The following is a 14,140-nucleotide window of genomic DNA, read 5'->3' as shown; positions in this document are numbered from 1 at the left end:
CCGCGAAAAAGATAACGGGGGCACCCTCACCGAACTCCGGCGTCGTCATCCGCAGGTCACCGTCTCTCGTCTCCCGGGTCTCGCCCACCGCACATGACCGACGGCGACCCTCAAAGAAGAACCTAGCATGCGCATTTGATAGCCTCCGGAACGTGCGGCTGACCAAGTTCACCGACCTTGCCCTGCGCTCCGTGATGCGCCTGGCGGTGGTGAGAGACGGAGACGATCCGCTGACCACGCGCGAGGTGGCGGACGCCATGGGCGTGCCCTACACCCACGCGGCCAAGGCCGTCACCCGGCTCCAGCACCTCGGTGTGGTGGAGGCGCGACGCGGGCGCGGCGGCGGACTGGCACTGACCGCCCTCGGACGCCGGTCCTCCGTGGGCTGGCTGGTCAGAGAGCTGGAAGGGAAGGGCGAGGTCGTCGAGTGCGAGGGTGACGTGCCGTGCCCGCTGCGGGCCGCCTGTCGGCTGCGCGGCGCGCTGCGTGCCGCGCAGGAAGCCTTCTACGCCACCCTCGACCCGCTGACCGTCGCCGACCTGGTGGCCTCGCCGACCGGCCCGGTCCTGATCGCGCTGACGGACCGTCCCTCCGCCTGAGTCGTTCCCGGTAGTGCTGACCGTCGCACTCCGCACCATAAAACACGAAGATCTTTTACCAATTAAAGGAGTCGCCGTGCTCTCCGAACAGTCCGTCCCCGTGATCCGGGCCACTCTCCCGGCGGTCGGCGCCGCCATCGACGACATCACCCGGCTCTTCTACCGCAAGCTGTTCACCGCCCACCCGGAACTGCTGAAGGACCTCTTCAACCGGGGCAACCAGGCCAACGGCGACCAGCAGCGGGCCCTCGCCGGATCCGTCGCCGCGTTCGCCGGGATGCTCCTGGAACGCCCCGACGACCGCCCGGACGCGCTGCTCTCCAGGATCGCGCACAAACACGCCTCCCTCGGCATCACCCCCGATCAGTACAAGATCGTCCACCGCCATCTGTTCGAGGCGATCGCGGAGGTGCTCGGCGACGCCGTCACCCCCGAGGTCGGCGCGGCGTGGGACGAGGTCTACTGGCTGATGGCCAACGCGCTGATCGCCGTCGAGGCGCGGCTCTACCAGGAGGCCGAGGTGCCCGAGGGAGACGTCCGGCGGCCCATGGAGATCGTGGCGCGCCGCGAGGAGACCCCCGACGCCGTCTCCTTCCTGCTGCGCCCCGCCGACGGCGGCCCGCTGCGTCCGTTCCGTCCGGGGCAGTACGTCAGTGTCCGGACCGAACTTCCGGACGGTGCCCGGCAGATACGCCAGTACAGCCTCTCCTCGGCCCCCGGCCGGCCCGAGTGGCGCATCACCGTCAAGCGGGTCCGGGGCGGCGCGGGGCCGGACGGTGAGGTCTCCTCCTGGCTCCACGCCCACGCCCGTGCGGGCGACGTCCTGTCGGTGTCCGCGCCCTTCGGCGACCTGGCGCTGGAGCAGGGCGACGGCCCGCTGCTGCTGGCCTCCGCGGGCATCGGTGTCACGCCCATGGTGGGCATGCTGGACCACCTCGTCACCACCGGCTCGACCCGCCCGCTGACCGTCCTGCACGCCGATCGCACCCCGGCCGACCACGCCCACCGAGACGAACAGCTCTCCCTCGTCCGCGCCCTCCCGGACACCCGGCTCCACCTCTTCTACGAGGAGCTCGGCGACCCGGCGCCACAGTCCGCGTCGGCCGGCCGGGCCGACCTGGCCGCCGTCGAACTGCCCCCGGGCCTCACCGCCTACCTGTGCGGACCGGTGCCCTTCATGCGGGCCGTCCGCGGTGACCTGCTGCGCCGCGGGGTGCCCGCCGAGGCGATCCACTACGAGGTCTTCGGACCCGACCTGTGGCTGGGGCAGCAGGAGGAGCCGGCGGTGGCGTAGCGGGTCGGGCGGCGGTGTGTGTGACCGGCGGTCAGCGCGGTCGGTCGGTGCGGACCCGTCGGTGCCGTTGTGGTCGGGGCCGCGGTCAGGTCGTCTCCGGGCGCGCGTTTCCGGACCGGCCGGACCAGGCCGCCCAGCGGCCCTCGCGCCGGGCCACCGTGATGGGGCGGCCGAAGCAGGCGGTGAGCCGGTAGTCGGTCAGCACCTCCGCCACCGGTCCCCGGGCCAGAATCCGGCCCTCCCGCAGCAGAAGGGCGTGGCCGACGACCGGGGACAGCTCCTCCAGGTGATGCGTCACCGTCACGGTGGCCAGCCGCGGGCGTCCCTCCGCCAACTGGTGCAGGGCCTCGATGAGGTCCTCCCGGGAGGGCAGGTCCAGGGCGTTGAACGGCTCGTCCAGGAGCAGCAGGGCGGGGTCGGCCATCAGCGCGCGGGCGATCAGGACCCGGGCCCGCTGGCCGCCCGAACACACCCCGTACGGACGGTCCGCCAACTCCTTGATGCCCATCTCGGCCAGCAGTTCGTGGGCCCGCTGCCGTACCTCGTCGTCGTACATCCGCCACAGCGGCTGCACGGTGCCGGTGTGGCCGGTCAGGACGACCGCGTGCGCCCCGAGATTCTCCGGCACGCGCTGCGCGGAGGAGACGTGGCCGATGCGGGCGCGCAGTTCGCGGACGTCCACCCGGCCGAGCCGGGCACCCAGGACTTCGACGCTGCCGGTCGTGGGGTGCATCAGGGCGCCCAGCAGCCGCAGCAGGGTCGTCTTGCCGGCGCCGTTGGCGCCCAGCAGGGCCCAGTGTTCCCCGGCCCGCACGGACCAGTCGATGCCGTCCAGGATCACCTGGTCGGTCGTGAAACGGCGGACACTGACGTCCTGGAGGAGGACGACGGCCGTGTCCCGGCCGTCCACCGTGTGCTCCGCTGTCTCCCCGGTCATGCGCGAACTCCTCTCGGCTGCGGACTGCGCCGTCCGTCGGCCCACGGTAGGTGTAAAGACCATGTTGTCGCCGGGGTGTCCGAGTCCTGGACGGTCGTGACACGGCCGTTCACGGGGCACCGACGGTGGCCGACGGCGTGCGCCGTCGCGCGGTCCGGTGGAGCCTGGGGAACGTGCGACGCAGGAGAGCGCGCCGCGCCGACGGCGCGGACCATGCCCCGGGTGCGGGTGCGGGTGCGGGTGCGGGTGCGGGTGCGGGTGCGGGTGCGGGTGCGGGCTCGGGCTCGGGCTCGGGTTCGGGCCCGGATGTGGAGACGGCGCTCGACGCGCTGTACACCACACCGCCGCCGGACTTCGTGGCTCGCCGCGAGGAACTGGCCGCCGAGGCCAGGAAGGCCGGCCGCGCCGGGGACGCCCGTCTGATCAAGGCCGCCCGCCGCCCCACGCTGGCGGCCTGGGCGGCCAACCTCCTGCTGCGCTCCCGGCCCCAGGAGTGCGAGAAGCTGCTGGAACTGGGACGCGCCCTGCGCGAGGCCTACCGCACCCTGGACGCCGCCGAGCTGAAGTCGCTGTCCGCGCAGCGACGCGTGGTCTCCGCGCTCACCGGGCAGGCCGCCGAGCTGGCCGATGCCGCCGGCCACCGGCTGTCCGCCGCGGTGCGGCAGGAGGTCGAGTCGACCCTCGGCGCGGTACTGGCCGACCAGGAGGCCGCCGACCGATGGGCCACCGGCCGCCTGCACACCGCCCTCACCCCGCCGTCGGTGTTCCCCGCCGGATTCGCCCAGCCGGTCCTGGAACGACCGCCGAGGCCACCGGTGACCGAGCGGAAGCGACGTACGAACACCAAGGATGAACCAGATGAACCAGTCGAACGGCGTCGGAGCGCGGCCACGAGCGAGGCCACGAGCGAGGCCGTGGACGAACTGGCCGAACGGCGGAGGATACGGCGGGAGCGGCTCGCTCGCGCCCGGGAGACGGCCGAGGCGGCGGCGCGGCTCCTGTCCTCCGCACGCACCGAGGAGGCGGAGGCGGACGCCGGTCTCGGCCGGGCCCGTGAGCGGCGAGAGGCGGCCCGGCAGCGGGTGTCCGAGGCGGAACAGCGGCTGACCGAGGCCCGAGCCGAGGCCCGGCGGGCCGACCGGGAGCAACGGCAGGCCGAGGAACGGCACCGCACGGCGGCACACGCGCTGACCACGGCCGAGCGAGAGGCACGGGAAGCCGAGCGGGTCTTGAGTCGACTGGACCCGCGCGGCGGTTAGGTCACCCGGGCCACCGAGCGCAACGTCTCCGGCCGCTCCCACATGAGCCGTGAGGAACTGATCGACGCGCTGGCCGGCCCGGGACGCCGCCGCCGGTCGAAGAGCGCCACCTGAGCCCTCTCGGCGAGCCAGGTGCCCGCGGGCCCGGCCGGGCGGGCCGCGTACGATCGTCCGGTCCGCCCTGCCCTCCCCTGCCCGTCTGTCGGCCCCTTCCCCGCCGCCTCCCTTTGCCCTTGTCAACCCCCTGTCCACCCCTTGTTCACCCCTTGACCTCCCAAGGAGCCAGCCCGGTGCCCGCCGTCCTGCCGTCGCCTCGAACCGGCCCCCTCCTGACGGACTGGGAGCACCTGGTCCGCACGGAGGACGGTGAACGCCTGCACGCGCTGCTCTGGCGGGCCGGTCCGGGCTGGCGGATGGTCGCCAGCGCCGTGCTGGGCGGTGGGATCGCCGAGCGGACGTGGGTGCTCAACGCCCAGGTGGCCCACGGCTACCGCCGTACCGACCCCGCACGGCACCTGACCGGCCTGGCCCGTGCGGCCGGGGCCGTGGGACCGGGTGTCGGCCTGATGACGGCCGCCGAGGTGGCCGACCCGGGGTACGCGCGCGACGGGGGAGTGGAAGCCGTGGCGACCGCGGGCGTCTCGGTGCGCGGCTGGGCGGCGTCCCCGGCGGAGGGGGCCGACGGGGCCGACCCACCCGGGACGATCAACGTCGTCGTCGCCGTCCCGGTCCCGTTGACCGACGCGGCCCTGGTCAACGCGGTGATGACGGCCACCGAGGCCAAGGTGCAGGCGCTGCTGGACGCCGGGTACGACTGTTCCGGCACCCCGACCGACGCCGTGTGCGTCGCTGCCCGCGCGCCGCACGCCGACGCCCGAACCCATGCCTTCGCGGGGCCCCGTTCCGAGTGGGGCGCCCGGCTGGCCCGGGCCGTCCACCACGCGGTCCTGGCCGCTCTGCGGGGGAGCCCCGCGCCATCACCTACGACGGTCTCGCGCCTGCCCTGAGAACTGAGGACGCGAGTCTCACGTCTCCCGCACGGGTGCGTACACCTCCGGCCGCAGTCCGAACGTCCACGCCACCCCCTCCTTGGCCGTCCGGGTCGTCGGCGGAACCCGGAGCCAGTACGTGCGGCGGGTGCCGTCCGGTTCCGGTGTGGAGTTGAGGACCTCCACCATCACCACCGGCTCGTCGTCTTCCAGGTCGATCCGCCACAGGACGCCGGTCTCGTCCCGGTCCAACGGGCGCGCACCGGAGTCGGCCAGGTAACGGTCGTAGCCGTAGTGCTCCAGCATGACCCGGCGCAGTTCCGCGTTCTCCTCGGTGCGGATGCGTTCCGGTGTCAACGTGGGCAGTTCGGCCAGGAAATCGGCCGGTACGGGCATGCCCCGCCAGGCGTACAGGGCGAAGCCGTCGGGGAAGGCCAGCGCGGGCCCGTCCCCACGGTCGAGCCGTCCGGCCTCGTCACGGTGCAGGGCGACGGGGCGCTCACAGACCACCGCCACCTTCGCGAACGGCCACCACCAGCCGGCGCTGCGGGCGACCAGGGCCAGCCCGTCGAGGGGAGCACGGTCCGTGCGGAACGCGGCGAGCCAGGGCGCGTCGTGCTGGCCCAGCACGGCGTCCAGCAGGATCAGGCGGATCTCCGCCGCGGCTTCCGTGTCCTCACCGGCGAGGTCCTCCAGCACACCGCGGTGTATCCGGTCGACGAGCGACCGCACCGGGTCCCACAGCCGTCCACCCGTCACGGACCACTGCTCCGACCAGCCGATGGCGCCCAACTCGGCGTGGACCCGGTCGCGTTCCTCCGCCCAGGGCGCGGTGCGCACCGCCTCGCGGACGCTCGGACCGGCGTCCGTCAGGTCCCGCACCAGCCGCACCGCCTCGCGGGGCGAGCGGGCCCACAACACGCGCTCGGGCCCGGTCAGTCCAGCCCGCAGGTAGGCCAGCCGTACGCCTTCCTCGGCCGCCGCGCGGTCGGCGGGCACGGTCGCCAGGGCCCGCAGGCGCCAGCGTTCCACATAGTCGTCGTCGGCCTGGACGACCGGCTCCCTTCCTCCACCGGTCTCCCGCCTCATGGCTCCCGGCGTCGTCGTCCCCGGCGTCACGGTCGTCTGCGTCATGCTTCCCCCGGTCCTCATGTCTCCTGCCCCTTGATTGCCGCGATCGTCACGGTCGCTCCGGTCACCATGGCCGCTCCGGTCGTCACAGTCACTCCGGTAGTCCGGTAGTTGGGTAGTCCCGGTAGCCCGGGTCGTCACGGTCCCCTCCTCCGCCGACCCCATCGGTCAGTCCGCGACGATTCGCACCGACCCGGGTACGTACTCCCGTTGCCGGATCACCCGGTACCACCCCTTGGGCAGGGCGATCGTGGCATGCTCCTCGTGGACCACCCGGCCGCCCTCGGGCAGCCGCAGCAGGAACGGGCCGAACGGCCCGGGCTCGCGCACCAGTTCCCCGGGACCGACCACGGCGTGGGCGTGTCCGGTGACCTCGCCGAGGGCCAGGACGAGCCGGCCCTTCGCGTCCCGCGGCTCCTTCGGCGCCCGCCGTACATGCGGCGGCACCGCCTCGTCCGCGACGGGCACGATCAGCACATCTCCCTGCCGGTACATGGGTGTCCCCTCTCCAGCCGGTGCACGGCGCACCGGCCATGGGAAAAACCGTACGGGCCACCACTGACAACGGACCGCGGCCGAGCCCGCACCCGGCCGATGTCAGTGCCAGTTGGTAGAACTGCTGGCACATCGCCGTACCGCGTCCGTTCTCACGTCAGGATCCGTAAGCATGGCCTTCAGTGACACGCTGAACGAGCTGTACCACCTGCCCGCCGTCGACTTCCCTGGTGTGGGGCAGGAAGCCGGGCTCCCGGCCGCCGTGGTCCGGGGCATCGCCGCGAGCGAACTGCCCGCCCTGGAACACCTCGACGTGTGGCTGGGCACCTCCTGGTACGGCGCCGACTCAGAGCCGGCGGACGTGGCGCCGATCCTGGAGGGCAGCCGCCTGCCCCGGCTGCGGCACCTGGCGCTGCGCGACAGCGAGATACAGGACGCCATCGCGGTGGCCGCCGCCGCGCTGCTCGCCGGCCAGCCCCTCACCCACCTCCTCGCCGTCGAGGGTGTCGACGTCGACCTGAGCGAAGACCGCACCGAGGACGACAAGAACGAGGACGGCACGGTCGCCCGTTTCGTCGCCGCAGGGGAGTGACCAGGAATGTCGTACTACTACCCTTCCCACCTGACCGCCTTCCACGGCCTGCCCGTCCATGGCTTCCCGACCGAGCCGGACAAGGCCGGTCGCACGTCACCACCCGCACCCGGCTCGGTGGCCTGGCGGATCGGCCGCGCCTACGAAGAGGACCCCTTCGAGGTGCTGTGGGCCCGGTTCCGCGACGAGGTGCGCGCCGAAGAGGTCACCGCGCTCGTCGTCGGCCCCTGGTGGATCGACTACGACGAGGAGGGCATCGGCCCGGTCCTGGACTCGATCATCGCCGACGCCCACCGGTTCCCCGCGTTGCGGGCCGTGTTCCTCGCGGACGTGGAGTCAGAGGAGTCCGAGATCTCCTGGATCAAGCAGAGCGAGGTGACCCGGCTGCTGCGCGCCTTTCCCCGCCTGACCGAACTGGGGATGCGCGGCGCGGAGGGCCTGGTGGTGGAACCGCTGCTCCACGACGGCCTGCGCACCCTGCGCGTCGAGTCCGGCGGCCTGCCCCGGGAATGCGTGCGGGGACTGAGCGCCTGCGCGTTCCCGAACCTGGAACGGATGGAACTCTGGCTGGGCACCGGCTGGTACGGCGGTGACTGCCGCCGCGAGGACATCGACGCGCTCCTGGCCGGACTGGCCCACTCTCCCGGACTGCGCCACCTGGGGCTGCAGAACAGCGACATCCAGAACGACATCGCGGCGGCGGTCGCCGCCGCACCCGTCGTCGTACGCCTGGACTCCCTCGACCTGAGCATGGGCGCCCTGGACGACGAAGGGGGCGAAGCCCTGCTCTCCGGTCAGCCCCTCACCCACCTGGGCTCGTTGAACCTCAACCACCACTTCATGAGCGAGTCAGTGGTCCGGCGGCTGCGTCAGTCCCTGGAACCGCACGACGTGTGCCTCACGCTCAAACCCGCCTCCCTGAGGAACGGACAGGAACGCTATGTCGCGGTCTCGGAGTGACACCCGCCCACCCCTCGCGGTCGTGGGTAACCCCGAGAACCGGCGGGTGACGCTGTTCACCGCGGCGGCGGCCGCGGCCGGCCTGCCCGCACCGCGCGTCGTGCCCTGGACGGAGGTACTGCGCATGGGCGGGGCGGTCTTCGCCCCGGACGAGGTCGTCCGGATCGACTCGCCCGGAGAGCACCCGGGCGTCGACCGCGAACTGCGCGGCGTCGACGATCCCACCCGGGTCGAGGGCTCGGCCCGCTGGTACACGCGTTTCCTGGCCGCCGTGCGCGGCCTGGAGGGCGGGCAGCGCCTCGACGATCACGACGAACTGGCCGTCCTGTTCGACAAACGCCGCTGCCACGCGGTCCTCGACGCGGCCGGTGTCCCGGTGCCGTTCTCACCGACCTCAGCAGCGCCCACCTCGCCGGCTCCAGTGGTCCACGGCTGGGACGACGTACGGCGGCTGATGGGTGAACACCGGATGCCGCGGCTGTTCGTGAAGCTCGCGCACGGCTCGTCGGCCTCCGGCGTGCTCGCCGTGGAGGCCTCGCCGAGAGGCCGCGTCCGGGCCACCACCTCGGTCGAACTCGCCTCGGACGGCAAGCTGTTCAACTCCCTCGCCGTGCGGCGTTACGAGCGCGAGTCCGACGTAGCCGCCATCGTCGACACCCTGGCTCCCGACGGGCTGCACCTGGAACGATGGGTGCCGAAGGCGTCGCAGGGCGGCCGGGCGGCCGATCTGCGGGTCGTCGTGGTCGCCGGGCGAGCCACGCACGCGGTGGTCCGCACCAGCACCTCGCCGATGACGAACCTGCACCTCGGCGGCGCCCGCGGCGACCTCGACGCGGCCCGGGGCGCGGTGGAGGCGGCGGGCGCGTCCTGGGCCGAGGCGCTCGACGTGTGCGAACGGGCCGCGGCCTGCTTCCCCCGTACCCTCTGCGTCGGCGTCGACCTGCTGCCGGTCACCGGATGGCGGCGGTTCGTGGTCTGCGAGGTCAACGCCTTCGGTGACCTGCTGCCCGGTCTGACGGGCCTGCCCGGAAGCGGCGCCGAGGGCCTCGACACCTACGCCACCCAGGTCGCCGCCGTCCTGCGGACGGCCGCCCCGCGCCACCAGTACCCGTACCAGTACAGAACGGAACAGCACCATGTCAGGCCCTGACCGGCGTCGAGTCCCCCCGGAGCCGACCGTCGAACCCGGCGGTACGACCGGACCCGGTACGACCGGACCCGGTTCGGTCGAGCCCAGTACGACCGAACCCGACATGAACGAGATCGTCGGCAGCCACGACCTGCTCCTCGTCACCCTCGACACCCTGCGCCACGACGTCGCCGCCGAACTCGCCGCGGCGGGCCGCATCCCGCACCTCGCCCGGCGTCTGCCCGGCGGACGCTGGGAGAAGCGGCATGCCCCGGGGAGCTTCACCTACGCCTCCCACCAGGCGATCTTCGCCGGGTTCCTGCCCACCCCGGCGGCCCCCGGCACCCATCCACGCCTGTTCGCGGCGAGCTTCGCCGGCAGCGAGACCACCGCCGACCGCACCTGGGTCTACGACACCCCCGACCTCGTCTCCGGTCTCGCCGGGGCCGGGTACCACACGGTGTGTGTCGGGGGAGTGGGCTTCTTCAACAAGCGGGGCCCGCTGGGCTCGGTGCTGCCGGACATGTTCCACGAGTCCCACTGGGAGCCCGAGTTCGGTGTCACCTCACCCACCTCCTTCGAGCACCAGATCGCGTGCGCCGAGCAGGTGGTGCGTGAACTCCCGCACGACAAGAGGCTGTTCCTCTTCGTCAACGTGTCCGCCCTGCACCAGCCCAACTGGTTCCACCTGCCCGGCGCCACCCGCGACGCCGGAGACACCCGCGAGACACACGCCGCCGCCCTGGAGTACGTGGACCGGCACATAGGCCGCCTGTTCGCCGCCGCGAGCAGCAGGCGCCCGTGTTTCGCCATCGTCTGCTCCGACCACGGCACGGCCTACGGCGACGACGGCTACACCGGCCACCGCCTCGGCCACGAGTCGGTGTGGACCGTGCCCTACGCCCACTTCGTCCTGGAACCCGAGACGCACGAGACTCGTGAATCTCCGGGGACCCCCGAATCTCCGGGGAGCTCCGAATCCCCGGGGAACCCCAAAACCCCCGAGCCCGCCCCCGCCGGAGCCACCCGATGACCACCGCCCCTGCCGCCGCCCTTCCGCCCACCGACCAGGACGTGAGCCCTTACCAGCACTACGTCTACGCCTACCCCCACAAGACCGCCTACCGGCGCCTGACCGGCCGCCCGGCGCTGCGCTCCCTGTGGGCGGCCGAACCCAAGGACGCCCTCTCCCTCTACCTGCACATCCCGTTCTGCGAGATCCGCTGCGGCTTCTGCAACCTCTTCACCCGCATCGGCGCCCCGGACGGCATGACCACCGCCTACCTGGACGCCCTGGAACGGCAGGCAACCGCCGTACGGGACGCGCTCGGCGACACCGGTCCCGTCCGGTTCGCCACCGCTGCCTTCGGCGGCGGCACCCCCACCTTCCTCACCGCAGCCGAACTCCAGCGCCTCTGCGACATAGCGGAACACCGCATGGGCGCCGACCTCGCAGCCGTACCCCTGTCGGTCGAGGCGTCGCCCGCGACCGCCACCGCAGACCGGCTCGAAGTCCTCGCCGAGCGTGGCACCACCCGGCTGAGCCTGGGCGTGCAGAGCTTCGACGACACCGAGGCCCGGGCCGCCGTACGCCCCCAGCGCCGCGCGGACGTCGAGGCGGCCCTCGGCCGCGTCCGCGACGCCCGCATACCGGTCCTCAACATCGACCTCATCTACGGCATCGACGGCCAGACCGAGACGACCTGGCTGCGCTCGCTGGACGCGGCCCTGGCCTGGCGGCCCGAGGAGCTGTACCTCTACCCCCTCTACGTCCGCCCCCTGACCGGCCTCGGCCGGCGCGCCGGTGACCCCGACCCCGCCTGGGACGCCCAGCGCCTGCGCCTGTACCGCGCCGGACGCGACCACCTCCTCGCGCACGGCTACGAGCAGCGGTCCATGCGCATGTTCCGCCGCGCGGACGCCGCACCGCAGGGCGCCGACGACTACGCCTGCCAGACCGACGGCATGATCGGCCTCGGCTGCGGCGCCCGCTCGTACACCGCCGGGCTGCACTACTCCTTCGACTACGCCGTCGGCATGCATGAGATCCGCGCGATCATCGACGACTACGTCTCCCGCCCCGCCGCGGACTTCGCGCACGCCGAGTACGGCCGCCGTATCGACGCGGGTGAAGCCCGTCGCCGGCACCTGCTCCAGTCGCTGCTCCAGGCCGACGGCCTCGACACCGCCGACTACCGCGCCCGCTTCGGCCGCACGCCGCGGGACGACTTCGCCGCCGAACTCGACCGGTTCGCCGACCGCGGCTGGCTGGCCGGCGACGGGACCCCGGGCACGGTCCTGCGGCTGACCCCGGAGGGCCTGGCCCACTCCGACGCGATCGGACCCGAGCTGTTCTCCCCGGCGGTACGCGCCGCCATGGCCGCCTACGAACGGAAGTGACCGACGAGCCATGGACCTGACCGTGCTCTACCGCGGCCCCCTGGCCTCCTGCGACTACGACTGCCCGTACTGCCCCTTCGCCAAGCGGCGCGACAGCCGCGAGCAGCTCCGCGCGGACCGGGCGGCCCTGGAGCGGTTCGCCGCGTGGGCGGCGGACAGCACCGACGACCGGCTGTCGGTGCTGTTCACGCCCTGGGGCGAGGGCCTGACGCGCTCCTGGTACCGGCGCACCCTGACCGAGCTGTCGCACCTGCCGCACATCAGCCGGGTGGCGATCCAGACCAACCTCAGCTGCCGCACCGACTGGCTCGCCGACGCCGATCCCGGCACCCTCGCCCTGTGGTGCACGTACCACCCCGGGCAGACGCCGTACGACCGCTTCCTGGCCAAGTGCCGGGACCTGGCCGCCCGCGGGGTGCGGTTCAGCGTCGGTGTCGTCGGCCTCCCCGAGCACCTCGACGCGGCCCGCCGGCTCCGCGCCGACCTGCCCGGCCACGTCTACCTGTGGATCAACGCCGCCGAGGGCCACACCTACGACGACGCCCAGGCGACGACCTGGACCGCCCTGGACCCGCTCTTCCCCTACAGCCGCCACCCCCACACCAGCGCCGGCCTGCCCTGCCGCACGGGGGAGTCCGTCATCTCGGTCGACGGCGACGGCACGGTACGCCGCTGCCACTTCGTCCGCGCCGAACTGGGCAACCTGTACGACGGTTCCTACCGGCCGGCCCTGCGCCCGCGCCCCTGTCCGCTCGCCGTCTGCGACTGCCACATCGGCTACGTCCACCTGGAGACGCTGCCCCTGTACGACGTCTTCGCCGGCGGTGTTCTGGAACGGGTGCCCGCCGTGCCCCGCCCCTGGGGCCTGTCGCCCCAGGTCTCCGATGTCACCTCAGGTGTCACGTCAGGTCGATCAGCCGGTCCAGGGACGTGCCGTCCGCCCAGCGACGCAGCAGCGCACCGTCCATGAGACGGGTGCCGGTCCGGTGCCGGGCCCATCGCGCGTCCCGGGCGCTGAAGGTGCCGCGGTGCACGATCAGCAGGACCGGCGGTCCGGCGTCCGCGCGGCGGGACGGGGAGACGGGCGGGTCCTCGTCGGGCAGCGGCTCGGCGACGGGGCGGAACGCCACCTCCAGCCGATGGCCCCGGGGATGGCGCGCCCGCACCCGGGGCCGCACCCGCTCACCGGACGGCGGCCGGACCGACCAGCCGTCCCGGCGCAGCATGCGGGTGACGGCGAGTGCGAGGCCCTCCGTGTCCAGGGCGGCGATCTCCTCCGCCGTGTAGCGGCCACGGCGGCGCCGGGCCGGCGGGCGCAGCCGCCCGACGACGACCGGTACGACGACGGCCAGGAGCGCCAGGAAAGCGAGCGGCACCACGACGCCCAGGGAACGGTAGCCCGCCGCGAGCCCCGCGACCCCGGCGCACAGCACCAGGACCAGCCCGGTCAGCGCCGGGAGCACCTCCCGGAACTCCGGCCCGTGCCGCCCCTGCGCACGCAACAGCCGTACGGCTTCCCGTTGTCGGACCCGGCGGGACTCGCGCCGGCCGGTCGTGCTGCGCCACATTGTCACCGGAGCCGCCCCCTGCCCCTGCCTGTGTCGGCATACGTGCAGGCATACCCTTCCGGGGCCGACGGTCCCCGGCGCGGCCCGGTTTCGGTCAGGTTTCGGCCGAAACAGTCGTGGGGGCGGGCGTTTGCGCGCGGAGCGAGGGGCAAACCGGAGTCCATGACTGAACCGAGCAACGACACGAACCAGAAGCCGGACACCCAGAAGCCGGACACTCAGCCCGGCGGCCAGTCCGGCACCCGGCCCGGAACCAAGTCCGACGCCAAGCCCGACGCCACGAAGGCCGAGGCGACCGCCGCGGCCAAGGCCCGGCAGGGCGCCGACAAGGTGACGGCTCCCGCCGCACGGACCGCCAAGGACGCCGCGGGCAAGGCGGGTGACGTCGCGTCAGCGGCCGGCTCCGGCGCGGAACGCGCGGCCAGTGTGGCGACGGGTGCCGCCCAGAGCGCGGCCAAGAGCGTCGAAGCGGGCCGCCAGGCCGTCATCGCGACCACGGGTCAGGTCGCCGGCGCCGCCAGGACGGCCTGGACGGTCATCGCCCACCGCAAGCTCGTCGCCGCAGGTGTGGGCGCGGGCCTGACCGCGCTGACCGCCGCCTCCTACGCGGTCGGCCGCCGCTCGGCCCAGCACACCCACGGCCCCGTCACCCGCCTCACGGGCGGACGGATCTGACCCCCAGGCCGGTACGGTCACGTACGGCGGACGACTAGGGCCTGTCGTTTGGATCACGCCGCAGACGCGGGGTCTGGCACGCGCATCTGCGGCGTTGTCGTCACTCGCCGAC

Annotated in this window: 14 protein-coding genes and 1 pseudogene; 11 read left to right on the top strand and 4 right to left on the bottom strand. The window is 73.3% G+C overall.

From position 1 onward, the window contains the following. Positions 1-152 precede the first annotated feature (152 nt). Together nsrR and J7I94_RS26640 are read left to right on the top strand one after the other, a co-directional pair. Positions 153-599, top strand: a complete 447-nt coding sequence (gene nsrR / locus J7I94_RS26645; RefSeq protein ID WP_215170829.1) for a nitric oxide-sensing transcriptional repressor NsrR — start codon at positions 153-155, stop codon at positions 597-599. A 76-nt stretch (positions 600-675) separates the two neighbouring features. Beyond that, positions 676-1,893 (top strand): globin domain-containing protein, encoded by a 1,218-nt coding sequence (locus tag J7I94_RS26640; RefSeq protein ID WP_215170827.1) that lies wholly within the window; start codon positions 676-678, stop codon positions 1,891-1,893. Positions 1,894-1,978: 85 nt separating this feature from the next. Here the strand turns inward: J7I94_RS26640 and J7I94_RS26635 are convergent, their stop codons facing one another. Further along, positions 1,979-2,830: an ABC transporter ATP-binding protein gene (locus tag J7I94_RS26635; RefSeq protein ID WP_215170825.1), complete on the bottom strand. Its 852-nt coding sequence runs from the start codon at positions 2,828-2,830 to the stop codon at positions 1,979-1,981. 308 nt (positions 2,831-3,138) lie between these two features. Here J7I94_RS26635 and J7I94_RS26630 point away from each other — a divergent pair, with 308 nt between their 5' ends. Both J7I94_RS26630 and J7I94_RS26625 read left to right on the top strand, forming a co-directional pair. Then, the gene (locus J7I94_RS26630; RefSeq protein WP_215170823.1) at positions 3,139-4,089 is read left to right on the top strand and encodes a hypothetical protein; all 951 of its coding nucleotides are present in this window, start codon (positions 3,139-3,141) and stop codon (positions 4,087-4,089) included. 290 nt (positions 4,090-4,379) lie between these two features. Then, positions 4,380-5,096 (top strand): adenosylcobinamide amidohydrolase, encoded by a 717-nt coding sequence (locus J7I94_RS26625; RefSeq protein ID WP_374198419.1) that lies wholly within the window; start codon positions 4,380-4,382, stop codon positions 5,094-5,096. A gap of 18 nt (positions 5,097-5,114) precedes the next feature. Here the strand turns inward: J7I94_RS26625 and J7I94_RS26620 are convergent, their stop codons facing one another. Both J7I94_RS26620 and J7I94_RS26615 read right to left on the bottom strand, forming a co-directional pair. Further along, positions 5,115-6,167, bottom strand: a complete 1,053-nt coding sequence (locus tag J7I94_RS26620) for a DUF6745 domain-containing protein (RefSeq protein WP_374198420.1) — start codon at positions 6,165-6,167, stop codon at positions 5,115-5,117. Positions 6,168-6,377: 210 nt separating this feature from the next. Beyond that, on the bottom strand, positions 6,378-6,704 hold the full coding sequence (locus tag J7I94_RS26615) for a hypothetical protein (RefSeq protein ID WP_215170819.1): 327 nt from the start codon (positions 6,702-6,704) through the stop codon (positions 6,378-6,380). A 238-nt stretch (positions 6,705-6,942) separates the two neighbouring features. On the opposite strand from J7I94_RS26615, the pseudogene J7I94_RS26610 reads away from it, so the two are divergent. The 6 genes and pseudogenes from J7I94_RS26610 to J7I94_RS26585 form a co-directional block, all read left to right on the top strand. Further along, positions 6,943-7,296: pseudogene (locus J7I94_RS26610) on the top strand (leucine-rich repeat domain-containing protein); the annotation flags it as partial. Positions 7,297-7,302: 6 nt separating this feature from the next. Then, entirely contained in the window at positions 7,303-8,256 is a 954-nt protein-coding gene (locus J7I94_RS26605; RefSeq protein WP_215170817.1) for an STM4015 family protein, read from the top strand. Next, positions 8,237-9,406, top strand: coding sequence for an STM4014 family protein (locus tag J7I94_RS26600; protein ID WP_215170815.1), 1,170 nt, complete (start codon positions 8,237-8,239; stop codon positions 9,404-9,406). The genes J7I94_RS26605 and J7I94_RS26600 overlap by 20 nt, the downstream gene beginning before the upstream one ends. 103 nt (positions 9,407-9,509) lie before the next feature. Further along, complete coding sequence (locus tag J7I94_RS26595) at positions 9,510-10,418, top strand: STM4013/SEN3800 family hydrolase (protein WP_215170813.1); 909 nt, start codon at positions 9,510-9,512, stop codon at positions 10,416-10,418. Next, positions 10,415-11,785: an STM4012 family radical SAM protein gene (locus J7I94_RS26590; protein WP_215170811.1), complete on the top strand. Its 1,371-nt coding sequence runs from the start codon at positions 10,415-10,417 to the stop codon at positions 11,783-11,785. Before J7I94_RS26595 ends, J7I94_RS26590 begins: the two co-directional genes overlap by 4 nt. A 10-nt stretch (positions 11,786-11,795) precedes the next feature. Then, entirely contained in the window at positions 11,796-12,755 is a 960-nt protein-coding gene (locus J7I94_RS26585) for an STM4011 family radical SAM protein (protein ID WP_251075793.1), read from the top strand. Here J7I94_RS26585 and J7I94_RS26580 read toward each other — a convergent pair. Next, positions 12,685-13,353, bottom strand: a complete 669-nt coding sequence (locus J7I94_RS26580) for a hypothetical protein (protein ID WP_215170831.1) — start codon at positions 13,351-13,353, stop codon at positions 12,685-12,687. The two genes, J7I94_RS26585 and J7I94_RS26580, sit on opposite strands and share 71 nt — an antisense overlap. Before the next feature lie 162 nt (positions 13,354-13,515). On the opposite strand from J7I94_RS26580, the gene J7I94_RS26575 reads away from it, so the two are divergent. After that, positions 13,516-14,028 carry a hypothetical protein gene (locus tag J7I94_RS26575; RefSeq protein ID WP_215170809.1) on the top strand — a complete coding sequence of 171 codons (513 nt, stop codon included), beginning with the start codon at positions 13,516-13,518 and terminating at the stop codon, positions 14,026-14,028. Positions 14,029-14,140 lie beyond the last annotated feature (112 nt).

Origin of the sequence: Streptomyces sp. ISL-12, from assembly GCF_018614415.1 — a bacterium.
Taxonomy (GTDB): domain Bacteria; phylum Actinomycetota; class Actinomycetes; order Streptomycetales; family Streptomycetaceae; genus Streptomyces.
The sequence above is the reverse complement of the archived record's forward strand: the minus strand, read 5'-3'. Positions and strand labels throughout refer to the sequence as shown.